This window comes from Pseudomonas sp. SP16.1 (assembly GCF_052682975.1).
The window spans coordinates 5,119,544-5,134,233 of the sequence record NZ_JBQYFZ010000001.1; the positions used below are offsets into that span (position 1 = coordinate 5,119,544).

The 14,690-nt window shown below is 65.4% G+C and carries 12 protein-coding genes; 2 read left to right on the plus strand and 10 right to left on the minus strand.

The annotated features are described in order from the left end of the window. Positions 1-39: 39 nt before the first annotated feature. The 10 genes from ACUTAF_RS24055 to ACUTAF_RS24100 form a co-directional block, all read right to left on the minus strand. Positions 40-1,605, minus strand: a complete 1,566-nt coding sequence (locus tag ACUTAF_RS24055) for a SpoVR family protein (protein WP_445582331.1) — start codon at positions 1,603-1,605, stop codon at positions 40-42. Positions 1,606-1,615: 10 nt separating this feature from the next. Next, positions 1,616-2,887 carry a YeaH/YhbH family protein gene (locus tag ACUTAF_RS24060; RefSeq protein ID WP_445582332.1) on the minus strand — a complete coding sequence of 424 codons (1,272 nt, stop codon included), beginning with the start codon at positions 2,885-2,887 and terminating at the stop codon, positions 1,616-1,618. Between the two features lie 74 nt (positions 2,888-2,961). Further along, positions 2,962-4,884, minus strand: coding sequence for a PrkA family serine protein kinase (locus tag ACUTAF_RS24065; protein ID WP_445582333.1), 1,923 nt, complete (start codon positions 4,882-4,884; stop codon positions 2,962-2,964). Positions 4,885-5,166: 282 nt separating this feature from the next. Further along, positions 5,167-5,496: a thiosulfate sulfurtransferase GlpE gene (gene glpE, locus ACUTAF_RS24070; protein ID WP_445582334.1), complete on the minus strand. Its 330-nt coding sequence runs from the start codon at positions 5,494-5,496 to the stop codon at positions 5,167-5,169. A 27-nt stretch (positions 5,497-5,523) separates the two neighbouring features. Beyond that, positions 5,524-6,342: a symmetrical bis(5'-nucleosyl)-tetraphosphatase gene (locus ACUTAF_RS24075; protein ID WP_445582335.1), complete on the minus strand. Its 819-nt coding sequence runs from the start codon at positions 6,340-6,342 to the stop codon at positions 5,524-5,526. Continuing rightward, positions 6,342-6,722, minus strand: coding sequence for a Co2+/Mg2+ efflux protein ApaG (apaG, locus tag ACUTAF_RS24080; protein ID WP_445582336.1), 381 nt, complete (start codon positions 6,720-6,722; stop codon positions 6,342-6,344). The genes ACUTAF_RS24075 and apaG overlap by 1 nt, the downstream gene beginning before the upstream one ends. Before the next feature lie 28 nt (positions 6,723-6,750). Then, positions 6,751-7,560, minus strand: a complete 810-nt coding sequence (gene rsmA / locus ACUTAF_RS24085) for a 16S rRNA (adenine(1518)-N(6)/adenine(1519)-N(6))-dimethyltransferase RsmA (protein ID WP_445582337.1) — start codon at positions 7,558-7,560, stop codon at positions 6,751-6,753. Positions 7,561-7,723: 163 nt separating this feature from the next. Continuing rightward, complete coding sequence (gene pdxA, locus ACUTAF_RS24090) at positions 7,724-8,731, minus strand: 4-hydroxythreonine-4-phosphate dehydrogenase PdxA (RefSeq protein ID WP_445582338.1); 1,008 nt, start codon at positions 8,729-8,731, stop codon at positions 7,724-7,726. A 101-nt stretch (positions 8,732-8,832) separates the two neighbouring features. Next, on the minus strand, positions 8,833-10,125 hold the full coding sequence (locus tag ACUTAF_RS24095; RefSeq protein WP_445582339.1) for a peptidylprolyl isomerase: 1,293 nt from the start codon (positions 10,123-10,125) through the stop codon (positions 8,833-8,835). Next, positions 10,106-12,871, minus strand: a complete 2,766-nt coding sequence (locus ACUTAF_RS24100) for an LPS-assembly protein LptD (protein ID WP_445582340.1) — start codon at positions 12,869-12,871, stop codon at positions 10,106-10,108. Before ACUTAF_RS24100 ends, ACUTAF_RS24095 begins: the two co-directional genes overlap by 20 nt. A 124-nt stretch (positions 12,872-12,995) precedes the next feature. Here ACUTAF_RS24100 and ACUTAF_RS24105 point away from each other — a divergent pair, with 124 nt between their 5' ends. After that, positions 12,996-14,021 carry an aminoglycoside phosphotransferase family protein gene (locus ACUTAF_RS24105; RefSeq protein WP_445582341.1) on the plus strand — a complete coding sequence of 342 codons (1,026 nt, stop codon included), beginning with the start codon at positions 12,996-12,998 and terminating at the stop codon, positions 14,019-14,021. Beyond that, a complete protein-coding gene (gene murU / locus ACUTAF_RS24110; RefSeq protein ID WP_445582342.1) occupies positions 14,018-14,689 on the plus strand; it encodes an N-acetylmuramate alpha-1-phosphate uridylyltransferase MurU in 672 nt (223 codons plus the stop codon). The genes ACUTAF_RS24105 and murU overlap by 4 nt, the downstream gene beginning before the upstream one ends. Position 14,690 lies beyond the last annotated feature (1 nt).

The following is a 14,690-nucleotide window of genomic DNA, read 5'->3' on the forward strand; positions in this document are numbered from 1 at the left end:
CCTGCGATGCTGAGCGCCCGATGCATCGCAGGCAACCGATCAAATGGGTGGGATGACCAGGTCGAGCCGCGGGTAGTCCCCTTCGCCCTCTGCTTCGCCGCGAGGCGGCACGTGCTGGGTGGTGATCAGTTGATCGCCCTGGCAGACCTCCAGGTGGATATCGAACCCCCACAGCCGGTGCAGGTGCTTGAGCACCTCCTCGGTGGATTCGCCCAGCGGCTTGCGGTCGTGCTGCTGGTGGCGCAGGGTCAGCGAGCGGTCGCCGCGGCGGTCGATGCTCCAGATCTGCACGTTGGGTTCGCGGTTGCCCAGGTTGTACTGCGCCGCGAGCAGCTCGCGGATGGTGCGATAGCCGGACTCGTCGTGGATCGCCGGCACCAGCAGATCGTCCTTCTGGTCGTCGTCGAGGATGCCGAACAGCTTGAAGTCGCGGATCACCTTGGGCGAGAGGAACTGCAGGATGAAACTCTCGTCCTTGAAGCTGGCCATGGCGAACTTGAGGGTGGTCAGCCAGTCGCTGCCGGCGATGTCGGGGAACCAGCGTTTGTCTTCTTCGGTGGGCTCCTCGCAGATGCGGCGGATGTCGCGGTACATGGCGAAGCCCAGGGCATAGGGGTTGATGCCGCTGTAGTAGGGGCTGTCGAACGGCGGCTGGTAGACCACGCTGGTGTGCGACTGGAGAAATTCCATCATGAAACCGTCGGTGACCAGGCCTTCGTCGTACAGGTCGTTCATCAGGGTGTAGTGCCAGAAGGTGGCCCAGCCCTCGTTCATCACCTGGGTCTGGCGCTGCGGGTAGAAGTACTGGGCGATCTTGCGCACGATGCGGATCACCTCGCGCTGCCAGGGCTCCAGCAGCGGCGCGTGCTTCTCCAGGAAGTACAGGATGTTTTCCTGGGGTTCGGCGGGAAAGCGCTTGTTGTCCTGATCGCTGTGCTTGCCGGCGATCTTGGGAATGGTTCGCCAGAGGTCGTTGATCTGCTTCTGCAGGTGCTCCTCGCGATCCTTCTGCCGCTTGCGTTCCTCCTCGGCGGAAATCGGGTAGGGGCGCTTGTAGCGATCGACGCCGTAGTTCATCAGCGCATGGCAGGAGTCGAGCAGTTCCTCGACCGCGTCGATGCCGTGGCGTTCCTCGCACTGCATGATGTACTGCTTGGCGAACACCAGGTAGTCGATGATCGAACTGGCGTCGGTCCAGGTGCGGAACAGGTAGTTGCCCTTGAAGAAGCTGTTGTGCCCATAACAGGCGTGCGCGATCACCAGCGCCTGCATGCAGATGGTGTTTTCTTCCATCAGGTAGGCGATGCACGGATCGGAGTTGATCACGATCTCATAGGCCAGGCCCATTTGCCCGCGCTTGTAGCCCTTCTCGGTGGCCAGGAAGTGCTTGCCATACGACCAGTGGTGGTAGCCCAGCGGCATGCCCACCGAGGCGTAGGCGTCCATCATCTGCTCGGCGGTGATCACCTCGATCTGGTTGGGGTAGGTATCCAGCGCGTAGCGCTCGGCCAAACGGGCGATTTCCTTGTCGTACTGGCGGATCAGCTCGAAGGTCCATTCCGAGCCGGTGGAGATGGGCTGGCGTTTCTTGGCGGGGGCATTCATGGGGCGACCCTCAGGTGACCAGGCGGCGCTGGAACAGTTCGCGGAACACCGGGTAGATGTCCGCAGCCGACACCAGTTGCTGCTGGGCGAAGGTTTCGGCGAATGCCTCGGCCACCTGCTCGTACTCGAACCACAGCGCCTGGTGTTCGCGCGGGGTGATCTCGACGTAGGTGAAGTACTGCACGAACGGCATGATCTGGTTGATCAATATATCCCTGCACACCGGCGAATCGTCGTTCCAGTTGTCACCGTCCGACGCCTGGGCGCCATAGATGTTCCATTCGTTGATCGGATAGCGCTCGGCCATGATCTCCTGCATCAACTTGAGCGCGCTGGAGACGATGGTGCCGCCAGTCTCGCGGGAGTAGAAGAACTCCTCCTCGTCCACCTCTTTCGCACTTGTATGGTGGCGGATGAACACCACCTCGATCTTGTCGTAGTTCCGCTTGAGGAACAGGTACAGCAGGATGAAGAAGCGCTTGGCGATGTCCTTGGTGGCCTGGGTCATCGAGCCTGAAACGTCCATCAGGCAGAACATCACCGCCTTGGAGCTGGGGTTGGGCTGCTTGACCAGCAGGTTGTACTTGAGGTCGAAGGTATCGAGGAAGGGCACGCGGTGGATGCGCGCGCTCAAGCGCTCGATCTCCGCCTCGATCTGCTGGATGTCGCCGAAGTTGTCCGGCTCTTCCGCCCTTAAGCGTGCCAGCTCGGCCTTCGCCTCGCGCAGCTTGGCGCGGCTGGAGCCGGACAGGGCGATGCGCCGCGCATGGGCCGAGCGCAGGGTGCGCACGATATTGATGCGTGAGGGGTTGCCTTCGTTGCTGATGCCGGCACGCACGGTCTTGAAGGTGTCGCTGCCGGTCAGGTGGCGCTTGACCAGGTTGGGCAGTTCCAGGTCCTCGAACATGAAGTCGAGAAACTCCTCCTGGGTGATCTGGAAGACGAACTCGTCCATGCCCTCGCCGGAGTTGCTCGCCTTGCCACCGCCGCGTCCGCCGCCACCGCCCTGCGGCCTGGGGATGCGTTCGCCGGCGGTGAACTCCTTATTGCCCGGGTGGACGATGGTCTGCTTGCCGCCGCGGCCGTGGTGCAGCACCGGCTCGTCGATGTCGCGGCCGGGAATGCTGATCTGCTCGCCGTGCTCCATGTCGGTGATGGAGCGTCGGCTGACGGCCTCCTCGACCGCCTTCTTGATGTGTTCGCGGTAACGCCGCAGGAAGCGCTGGCGGTTCACCGTGCTCTTGTTCTTGCCGTTCAGGCGCCGGTCGATCACGTAGCTCATGACGTCTCCCTAGCACACCCGTGGCCACGGGCGTGCGGCGGATAGCCCGGCGCGCGGCGCGCGCCGGAGGCGGATCACTGCGATTTGCGTACCCGCAGGTACCACTCCGACAGCAGGCGCACCTGCTTCTCGGTGTAACCGCGCTCGACCATGCGTTTGACGAAGTCGTTGTGCTTCTGCTGCTCCTCCTTGCTGCCCTTGGCGTTGAAGCTGATGACCGGGAGCAGGTCCTCGGTGTTGGAGAACATCTTCTTCTCGATTACCACGCGCAACTTCTCGTAGCTGAGCCAGGTGGGGTTCTTGCCGTTGTTGTTGGCGCGCGCGCGCAGCACGAAGTTAACGATCTCGTTGCGGAAGTCCTTCGGGTTGCTGATACCAGCCGGCTTCTCGATTTTCTCCAGCTCCTCGTTGAGCGCCACGCGGTTGAGGATCTCGCCGGTTTCCGGGTCGCGGTATTCCTGATCCTGAATCCAGAAGTCCGCGTACAGCACGTAACGGTCGAAGATGTTCTGCCCGTACTCGCTGTAGGACTCGAGGTAGGCGGTCTGGATCTCCTTGCCGATGAACTCGATATAGCGCGGCGCCAGGTATTCCTTGATGTAGCGCAGATAGCGCTCGCGCACTTCGGCAGGGAATTGCTCCTGCTCGATCTGCTGCTCCAGCACGTACAACAAGTGCACCGGATTCGCGGCTATTTCGTGCGGGTCGAAGTTGAACACCTTGGACAGGATCTTGAAGGCGAAGCGGGTCGACAGCCCGGTCATGCCCTCGTCGACGCCGGCGCTGTCGCGATACTCCTGGATCGACTTGGCCTTGGGGTCGGTGTCCTTGAGGTTCTCGCCGTCGTAGACGCGCATCTTCGAGTAGATGTTGGAGTTCTCCGGTTCCTTCAGGCGGCTCAGCACGCTGAACTGGGCGAGCATCTTCAGGGTGTCCGGCGCGCAATGGGCCTTGGCCAGCGAGCTGTTGGTCAGCAGCTTGTCGTAGATCTTCACCTCGTCGGTGACGCGCAGGCAGTAGGGCACCTTGACGATGTAGATGCGGTCGATGAAGGCCTCATTGTTCTTGTTGTTGCGGAAGCTGTGCCACTCCGACTCGTTGGAGTGGGCCAGCAGGATGCCGCTGTAGGGGATGGCGCCGAGCCCTTCGGTACTGTTGTAGTTGCCCTCCTGGGTGGCGGTCAGCAACGGGTGCAGCACCTTGATCGGCGCCTTGAACATCTCGACGAACTCCATCAGGCCCTGGTTGGCCCGGCACAGGGCGCCCGAATAGCTGTAGGCGTCGGCGTCGTTCTGCGGGAATTCCTCGAGCTTGCGGATATCCACCTTGCCCACCAGCGAGGAGATGTCCTGGTTGTTCTCGTCGCCCGGTTCGGTCTTGGCCACGGCGATCTGGTTGAGGATCGAGGGGTACAGTTTGACCACGCGGAACTGGCTGATGTCGCCGCCGAACTCCTGCAGGCGCTTGGTCGCCCAGGGCGACATGATGCTGTTCAGGTAGCGCCGCGGGATGCCGTAGTCCTCTTCGAGGATGGCGCCGTCCTCATCACCGTTGAACAGGCCCAGCGGCGATTCGAACACCGGCGAGCCCTTGATGGCATAGAAGGGCACCTTCTCCATCAGCTGCTTGAGCTTCTCGGCCAGCGACGACTTGCCGCCGCCCACCGGGCCCAGCAGATAGAGGATCTGCTTCTTCTCCTCCAGGCCCTGGGCGGCGTGGCGGAAGTAGGAGACGATCTGGTCGATGCACTCTTCCATGCCGTGGAAGTCGGCGAAGGCCGGGTAGCGGCGGATCACCTTGTTGGAGAAGATGCGCGACAGACGCGAGTTGGTCGAGGTGTCCAGCAGCTCCGGCTCGCCGATGGCCATCAACAGACGCTCGGCGGCCGAGGCATAGGCGCTGCGATCCTGTTTGCACAGTTCGAGGTACTCCTGCAGCGAGTACTCCTCCTGGCGGGTCGCTTCGAAACGTTGTTGGAAGTGGCTGAAAATACTCATGACTTCACCTCGCTCGATGCTGAAAGCCGGTTCGGGTTCGGTCGTGCGGGTGCTTGGTAGCCCCGGCCTGGGACTTGGCCGGGAAGAATCCCCCAGAACACCTAAAGGTCGTTACCGATGGCCCGATGCCGGTTGGCCGGCTCTACCTTGAGTTGGATGGCCTGAGCTACAGGATAGTTCTTTCTGGCGAGGGTCAAGGCGGGGACAAGGATAACTGGATGTTACCGTCCGTCGGGAATCCTCGGCAGGCCAGAGGGGGCGCGGCCTGCCGGCTGAGCAAAATTATTCTTCGGAACTTTGCGCGGTGTCGGCGGGGTAGGTGGCGCGCCACAGCTCGAAGCCGCCATCAAGGCTGTAGACCTGGCTGAAGCCCTGGCCGACCAGGTAGGCGGCGGCGCCCTGGCTGGAATTCCCGTGGTAGCAGGCGACGATCAGCGGCGCGTCGAGGTCGGCGCGGGTGATGAAGTCGTGCAGCGAGTGGTTGTCCAGGTGCCGCGAGCCGCTGATATGGCCGGCGGCGTAGCTCTGCGGGTCGCGAATGTCGACCACCACCGCGCCTTGTTGGCGCAGCGCCTGGGCCTGCTGGGGGGAGATACGCTGAAATTCGCTCATGTTCGAAACCTTTGCATGATGGGGGGGCTATGCCTTGGGGCAGGTGCAGAGATGCCGTTCGCCGCTGTCGACGTTGAGCAGGGTCATCGCCCCGCCCCACACGCAACCGGTGTCCAGGGCATGCAGGCCGGGCTCCTGGCAGTTGCCCTCCAGCGCCGCCCAGTGGCCGAATATGATCGTCTCGCCGCGCATCTTGCGCTGCGGGTGGCTGAACCAGGGCGCATAACCGGGCGGGGCACTGTCCAGGCCCTCCTTGCTCTTCAGGTCCAGGGTACCGTCGGCGGTGCAGAAACGCATGCGGGTGAAGTAGTTGGTGATCACCCGCAGACGAGTGGCGCCGTGCAGGTCCTTGTGCCACTTGGCTGGCTCGTTGCCGTACATGCCGTCGAGAAACAGCGGCAGACGGGCATCGTCGCGCAGGGCCTCTTCGACTTCCGCGGCGCGTTTGAGCGCCTTGGCCAGGCTCCATTGGGGCGGGATGCCGGCGTGCACCAGGGTGACCTTGCGCTCGGCATCGTGGTGCACCAGCTTCTGCAGGCGCAGCCAGTCGAGCAGGTCGTCGCGATCCGGCGCATCGAGGATCTCGCGCAGGGTGTCGCCCTTCTTCAGCCGCTCGATATTGTGCGCCACCGCCAGCAGGTGCAGGTCGTGGTTGCCCAGCACGCAGGTCAGCGCATGGCGGATGGAGAACAGGAAGCGCAGGGTCTCCAGCGACTGAGGGCCACGGTTGACCAGATCGCCGACCAGCCACAGCTGGTCGCGGGCCGGGTCGAACGCCACCCGTTCGAGCAGGCACTGCAACGGTTTCAGGCAGCCCTGCAGATCGCCGACTGCATACAGCGCCATCAGTGCAGCGCCCCGGGCACCGCCAGGCGGAACGGCGCTATCTCGGCATCGAAGCGTTTGCCGTCGTCGGCGAGCATCTGGTAGCTGCCCTGCATGGTGCCGACCGGCGTGGTCATCACCGTGCCGCTGCTGTACGTATGGCTGGCGCCCGGGGCGAGGTGCGGCTGCTGGCCGACCACGCCGGCGCCGCGCACTTGCTGCACGCGGCCGTCGCCGTCGGTGATGATCCAGTGACGCGACAACAGCTTGGCCGGCTGCTGGCCCTGGTTGCGGATGGTCACCGTATAGGAGAAGGCGTAGCGGCCCAGCTCCGGCTGCGACTGCGCGGCCAGGTAGCGGGTGGTGACGCTGACGTCGATCTGATAACGAGGGTCGGACATGCGAGTAACCCGTGTGGCGTGAGGCAGTTTAGCCCTGGCTGGCGGCCAGGTGCGTCGCCAGTTGGTCGGCCAGGCGGACGAAGGCGGCCAGATCCAGTTGCTCGGGGCGCAGGCTGCCGTCCACGCCGGCAGCCTCGATGGCCTCGGCCGGCAGCAGCTGCTTGAGGGTGTTGCGCAGGGTCTTGCGACGCTGGTTGAAGGCTTCGCGCACCACCCGCTCGAGCAGGCGATGGTCCTTGGCCGGGTGCGGCAGCACCTCGTGCGGGACCAGGCGGACGATGGCCGAGTCGACCTTGGGCGGCGGGTTGAAGGCCCCGGGGCCGACATTGAACAGGTGTTCGACCCGGCAGTGGTACTGCACCATGATCGACAACCGCCCCCAATCGCCGCCGCCGGGGCCTGCGGCCAGGCGCTCGACGACCTCTTTCTGCAGCATGAAATGCATGTCGCGGATCAGCGCCGCGTTGTCCAGCAGGTGGAAGATCAGCGGGGTGGAGATGTTGTACGGCAGGTTGCCGACCACCCGCAGGCTGCCGGGGGCGGCTTCGAGACGGGCGAAGTCGAACTTCAGCGCGTCGCCCTGGTTCAGGCAAAAGCGCGGGTTGTCGCCGAACCTGGCCTGCAGGATGGGAATCAGGTCGAGATCCAGTTCGATCACGTCGAGCTGTGCGCCGCTAGCGAGCAGCCCCTCGGTCAGCGCGCCCTGGCCCGGACCGATCTCCAGCAGGCGTTCGCCCTCCCTGGCGCGGATGGCGCGCAGGATGCGGTCGATGACGCCGGCATCGTGCAGGAAGTTCTGGCCGAAGCGCTTGCGCGCGCGGTGTTGGTATTCGGACATGGCAGGGCAGCTCCAGGCTTCAAGCTGCAAGCGTCAAGCAAGAGCGCAAAGCGAAAAAACGAAGTCGGGTAGTTTAAGGTAAAAAGCAGCAACACCCGTAGCCCGGATGCAATCCGGGAACATCATGTTGCCCATGGCCCCGGATGGCATCCGGGCCACGCGCCTATGGCTGTTGCCTGCGGCTTGCCGCTTCTGCCATCTGGTAGGCGGTTTCCAGGGCCACCTGCAGGCTGCCGGTGTCGATATTGCCGCTGCCGGCCAGATCCAGCGCGGTGCCGTGATCCACCGAGGTGCGGATGATCGGCAGGCCCAGGGTGACGTTGAGCGCCGCGCCGAAACCCTTGAACTTGAGTACCGGCAGGCCCTGGTCGTGGTACATGGCCAGTACCGCATCGGCCTGCTCCAGGTACTTGGGGGTGAACAGCGTATCGGCTGGCAGCGGGCCGATCAGGTTCAGGCCCTCGCTGCGCAGGCGCTCCAGCGTCGGCTCGATGATCTCGATTTCCTCGCGGCCGAGGTGGCCGCCTTCGCCGGCATGGGGGTTGAGCCCGCAGACCAGGATCCGCGGCGCGGCAATGCCGAACTTGCTCTGCAGGTCGGCGTGCAGGATGCGCGCGACCCGCTCCAGGCGCTCGGCGGTGATGGCGGCGGCGACGTCCTTGAGCGGCAGGTGGGTGGTGACCAGGGCCACGCGCAGGCCGCGGGTGGCCAGCATCATCACCACTTGCTCGGTACTCGTCAGCTCGGCGAGAAACTCGGTGTGGCCGGAGAAGGCGATGCCGGCTTCGTTGATCACGCCCTTGTGCACCGGTGCTGTGATCATCGCAGCGAAGCTGCCGTCCAGGCAGCCCTGACCGGCACGCGTGAGCGTTTCCAGCACGTAGCCGGCATTGAGCGGATCGAGCCGGCCGGCTTGGCCCGGGGCGGCCAGCGGGGTGTCCCAGACATACAGGCTACCGGCCGGAGCAGGGGCGCTTGGCCAGCGACCCGGGGCGACGTCCAGCAGCGCGATGTGCAGGCCGAGTTGGGCTGCGCGCTCGCTCAGCAGCTGGCGGCTGGCGATGGCCACCAGCGCCTCGGGCTGCGCCTGGCGGGCCAGCAGCAGGCAGAGGTCGGGGCCGATGCCGGCGGGCTCGCCGGGGGTCAGGGCGAAGAGTCGGGATGCACTCATGGAAGGTTCTCGGTTGCGCCGCGGGGACGCCAGTTTACGCTGCCTGCGCCGATAACGAAAAAGCCCGGCACTGGGCCGGGCTCTTGGCGGTGAAACTGCCGTTACAGCTTGGTCTCGACGTAGGCTTCGTCGCGGATCTGGCGCAGCCAGGCCTGCAGTTCCTCGTCGTACTTGCGGTTGCGCAGCAGGTTGGCCGCCTGCTGCTCGCGGAACTGCGCGCTGCTGTCGGTGGCGCGGCGCCCCATGACCTGCAGCACGTGCCAGCCGAACTGGGTCTGGAACGGCTTGGACAGCTCGCCGCTGGCGGTCTCGCTCATCACCTGGCGGAACTCGGGGACCAGGGCGTTGGGGTCGATCCAGTTGAGGTCGCCACCGTTGAGTGCCGAGCCCGGGTCTTCCGAGTAGCTCTTGGCCAGCTCGGCGAAATCCTCGCCGGCGACGATGCGCTGGTGCAGGCGCTCGACCAGGCGACGGGTTTCCTCGGGGCTGCGGATCTCGCTGGGCTTGATCAGGATATGACGCACATGCACTTCGTCACGCACCTGGGTATCGCCGCCGCGCTTTTCGATCAGCTTGAGAATGATGAAGCCGCCCGGCGTGCGCACCGGCTCGGTCACTTCGCCCGGGCTCAGTGCGCTGACCATCGAGTCGAACGGCGGTGGCAGCTGGCCAGCCTTGCGCCAGCCCATCTCGCCGCCTTCCAGTGCGGTTTCGCTAGCCGAGCGGGAAATGGCCAGCTGGGCGAAGTCGGCGCCCTGCTGCAGCTGCTCGTACAGCTCGCGGGCCTGGCGGGCGGCGGCCTGGATCTCGCTGGAGGAGGCGCCTTCGGAGACCGGGATGAGGATATTGGCCAGGCGGAACTCTTCCGACAGCTGCATCTTGCCCAGGTCGGAGGCGAGGAAGTTCTGCACCTCCTGATCGGTGACCTGGATACGCTCGGCCACCCGGCGCTGACGCACGCGGCTGATGATCATCTCGCGACGCACCTGGTCGCGGGCGTCGGCGTAGGACAGGCCGTCGCGGGCCAGCGCCTGGCGGAACTGCTCGAGGCTCAGGCCGTTGCGCTGGGCGATGGTGCCCATGGCCTGATTCAGTTCCTCGTCGGTGATGCGGATGCCGGAGCGCTCGCCGATCTGCAGCTGGATGTTCTCGATGATCAAGCGCTCGAGCACCTGCTGGCTGAGCACGTGTTCGGGCGGCAGGGCGCCGCCGCGTTTGCCGATGGTCTGCTGCACTTCCTGCAGGCGGGCGTCGAGCTGGCTCTGCATGACCACGTCGTTGTCGACGATGGCCACCACGCGGTCCAGCGGACGGACGTCGGCCTGGGCCGTCGCCGCGAGCAGCGCTGCGCCCAACAGCAGGGGGCGCAGGCAATCAGAAAGCTTGGTCTTCACGTTCACGGTAACCTTGAATGCCTTGGTCGAGGAAAGATTCCACCTTGTTGCCCACTACGCCGCCGAGGCCCTTGAGGACGATCTGCAGGAAGATGCCGCGGTCGGCTTCGTCGTTGAGCGACGGGTTGAGGCTGACTTCGTCGTAGTCGATCCAGTAGCGGTTGATCAGGCGCAGCTTCCAGCAGCAGCTGTCGTACTCGAAGCCACCGAAGGCTTCCAGGGTACGGTTGCGGCCGTAGTCGTACTGCCAGCGCGAGATCAGGCTCCACTGTGGAACCAGCGGCCAGATGACGGAGAAGTCGTGCTGGTCGATCTTGTAGTAGTTCTTGATGTAGTTCGGGCTGCCCGGGGTGCCGTAGTCCGGATTGGTGGTCCAGGTGCCGCTGTCGCGGTCGTAGCGTACGCTGTCGTTGCGGTAGCGATAGCCGAGGTTGACCACCTTGTTCGGGTTGTCTTCCGGCTGGTAGTGGAACATCGCGCTGCCCGAACGGGTGCGGTGGCTGTCCGGATCCCAGTTGAAGGTCGAGTTCAGGCGCCAGTCGCGGTTGAAGCGGTACAGGTACTCCAGCGCGTAAGGCGAGACGTCGGCGGTGGCGTCCGGGCGGGTGCGGTAGTCGATGCCGGCCAGCTGCACCTTGCGGTCTTCGAAGTAGAAGGCCTGGCCGATGCTGAAGCGCTGGCGCTCGAAGCCGTTGGGCTCGATCCAGCGGCTGGTCACGCCCAGCGACAGCTTGTTCTCGTCGCCGATGCGGTCCTTGCCGGAGAAGCGGTTCTCACGCCACAGCGAGGCGTAGCTGAAGGCGGGCTCGCCAGTATCGAAAATCGGGATGTCGGTCTGCTCTTCTTCCGGCACGTAGAGGTAGAAGGCGCGAGGCTCCAGGGTCTGGCGGAAGTCCTTGCCGAACAGCTGGGTGTTGCGGTCGAAGTACAGGCCGCTGTCGACGCTGAACAGGCCGACGCCACGATTCTGCGTGCTGTCGAACTCCTGCTCGGGCAGCAGGCTGTTCTTGCCCTGCTGGTCCAGGCTGATGTCGTAGTGGGTCTGGCGGTACTTGACCTGCGGCTTGAGGAAGCCCCAGGTCCAGTCCAGCGGCAGGGCGACGCCCGGCTCCAGGTGCAGGCGCTCGCCATTGGCGCGGGCAAGGCCGCGGATGCGGGTGTCGTACCAGCTCTGCTCGGCGACGCCGTCTTCGTTGATGAAGAAGCCCGAACGCAGATCGCGATCGAAGCGCACGTACTCGCTGCCGTAGGTGAAGTCGAGACCGCCCGGGTTGAACGGCAGCTTGCCGTCCAGGGTGATCTGCGGCAGGCGGTCGTAGGGGGTGACGTCGGTGATATTGGCCAGTTCGTAGGCGTGCAGGTTCAGCCGCGCCCGGTAGCTGTCGCCGCGCCAGGTCAGGCTGCCGCGCTGGTTGACGTAGGTGGTGGTCTCGATACCCAGGTCGGTATCCAGATCCTGGAAGTAGTAGGGGTCGCTGATGTCGGTGTAGTCGACCTCGGCCAGCAGACGCGAATTCAGGCCCTGCTTGTGCTGCCAGCTGTACATCCAGCGCTGGTCCTCGTACTCGGACTGCAGCTCGCGCTCGTCTTCGCTGTCGTCGAGGTAGGCGCCACCGACCTGGCCTTCGCTGCTCTCGGTCAGGTAGCGGAACTCGCCTTCCATCAGCAGGCCGCGGTTGGCCATGTAGGTCGGGTACAGCGTGGCGTCGTAGTTCGGCGCCAGGTTGAAGTAGTAGGGCGTCTGCAACGAGAAGCCGTTGTCGCTCGACGTGCCCATGCTCGGCGGCAGGAAGCCGGACTGGCGACGGTCGTCGATCGGGAAATAGATGTAGGGGGTGTAGAACACCGGGATGTCCTTGACCCGCAGCGTCACGTTGGTCGCGGTACCGAAGCCGGTCGCCGGGTTCAGGGTGACGTTGTTGCCCTTCAGGTGCCAGGCGTTGTCGCCCGGTTCGCAGCGGGTGTAGGTACCATCCTTGAGGCGGATGATCGCGGTCTCTTCGCGCTTGGCGTAGAGCGCGCTGCCGCGTACGTGAGCCTGGTGCATCACGTACTCGGCGTTGTCGATCTTGGCTTCGCCGTTGTCCAGTTGAAGCTCGGCGCGGTCGCCGACCACCAGCATGCCCTTGTCGCGCAGGCGTACGTTGCCGGTCAGCTCGCCGCGGTTCTCGGTCTGGTGCAGGCTGGCCTCGTCGGCCTCCACCTGCATGCCCGACTGACGCAGGATCACGTCGCCGGCGAGGGTTGCCACCTGCTTCTCCTGCTCGTAACGCGAGGCCTTGGCAGAGACGAACATTGGCGCCTCGTCCAACGGCGTGTCGTCGTCCATGCCCGGACGCAGCGGCTCGACGTAGGCGCCGGCGCAGTAGGGGCCGGCCTCCGCCAGCTGGGCGGCGGTCAGCTTCTCGCGCGGCACCCAGTCCAGGTGGCTGTAATCGGCGCTGCGCGAGGCCAGGGCGCGGCCCTTGCTCTCGGTGACCAGGGTGGTGCCGGCCTGCTGGGGCGCGGCCTTGGTGGGCGCGGCGGCACCGCTCACGCTGACGGCGCTGCCGCTATGCTGCGGGCGCGGCGGCAGCTGGGCGGTGCTGGATTGGGGCGCGCAGGCCCAGCCGCCGGAAGGCGCCACCTTGCAGTCGAACTGCTCGGCGGCGAATGCCTGTAGGCTGACAATGGGTTGTAGGGCCAGGAAACTGCCGGTGACCAGCAGCGGGAACTTCTTGCGGAACGCGGGGTGTTTTACTGCCATCTTGTTAGTCCGGGCTTCCTGCGCGCTATCGACCCAGGGGCCGCACGCCTCTCGATGGGCTGAAAAAGATGCTGGATAATAAAGCATGACCCGCGCAACGGCTAGCGCCGTCGGAGACCCCCTGATGCCCGATCACGATGTACGTCTGCAACAGCTGCAAACCTGGCTCGATCAACAATTACCCGCTCTGTTCGCCGCGCGCGGCTGGGGGCAGGTGCCGCCTGCTGAGCTGGCTCCCGCCAGCAGCGATGCGAGCTTTCGCCGCTATTTCCGTTGGCAGGCCGGCACCCGCAGCCTGATCCTGATGGACGCGCCGCCGCCCCAGGAGAACTGCGCGCCCTTCGTACGCATCGCCGAGTTGCTGGCCGGCGCCGGCGTGCATGTGCCGCAGGTGCTGGCCGGCGATCTGCAGCAGGGCTTTCTGATTCTCGATGACCTGGGCCGGCAGACCTACCTCGAGGTGATCGACGAGGCCAATGCCGATGCGCTGTTCGCCGACGCCGTCGATGCACTGCTGGCCCAGCAGCTTTTGCCGATGGACGCCGACCTGCCGCATTACGACGAGGCGCTGCTGCGCCGCGAACTGCAGTTGTTCGCCGAGTGGTACGTGCAGCGCCATCTGGGCCGCGAGTTCGACGCCGGGCAGCAGGCGGCCTGGCAGCGCATCTGCGCCCTGCTGATCGACAGCGCCCTGGCCCAACCCAGGGTGCTGGTGCATCGCGACTTCATGCCACGCAACCTGATGTTCAGCACGCCCAATCCGGGTGTGCTGGATTTCCAGGACGCGGTCTACGGCCCGGTGACCTACGACATCACCTGCCTGTTCAAGGACGCCTTCCTCAGCTGGCCCGAGGCGCGCGTGCGGGGTTGGCTGCAGGGCTACTGGGAACGGGCCAGGGCGGCCGGCATCCCGGTGCAGGCGTCGCTCGAGGAGTTCCTGCGCGCCAGCGACCTGATGGGCGTGCAGCGTCACCTCAAGGTGATCGGCATCTTCGCCCGCATCTGCCACCGCGACGGCAAGCCGCGTTACCTGGACGACGTGCCGCGCTTCTTCGCCTACATCGAGGCAGTGCTGGCGCGCCGGCCGGAGCTGGCCGAGCTGGGCGAGTTGCTCGCCAGCCTGACGCAGGCCGAGGTCGCACCGGCATGAAGGCCATGATCCTCGCCGCGGGCAAGGGCGAGCGCCTGCGCCCGCTGACCCTGCATACGCCCAAGCCGCTGGTGCGCGCCGCCGGCGTGCCGTTGATCGAGTACCATCTGCGCGCCCTGGCCGGCGCCGGCTTCGACGAGCTGGTGATCAACCACGCCTGGCTCGGTCAGCAGATCGAAGACCACCTCGGCGACGGCGCGCGCTTCGGCCTGCGCATCGCCTATTCCGCCGAGGGCGAGCCGCTGGAGACCGGCGGCGGCATCTTCAAGGCGCTGCCGCTGCTGGGGGACGAGCCCTTTTTGGTGGTCAACGGCGACATCTTCACCGATTACCCCTTCGCCGAGCTGCGCCGCCCGCTCGTCGGCCTGGCCCATCTGGTGCTGGTGGACAATCCGCCGCACCACGCCGCGGGCGACTTCCGGCTCGCGGACGGGCGGGTGAGCGACCTCGACGGCGTTGCCCCCAGTCTGACCTACAGCGGCCTGGCGGTGCTGTCGCCCGCGCTGTTCGCCGGCTGCCAGCCGGGCGCCTTCAAGCTGGCGCCGCTGCTGCGTCGGGCGATGGGCCAGGGCCGGGTGAGCGGCGAGCGTTATGCCGGACGCTGGGTCGACGTCGGCACCCACGAGCGCCTGGCCGAAGTCGAGCGCCTGCTCGCCCGGGAGTGCTGAG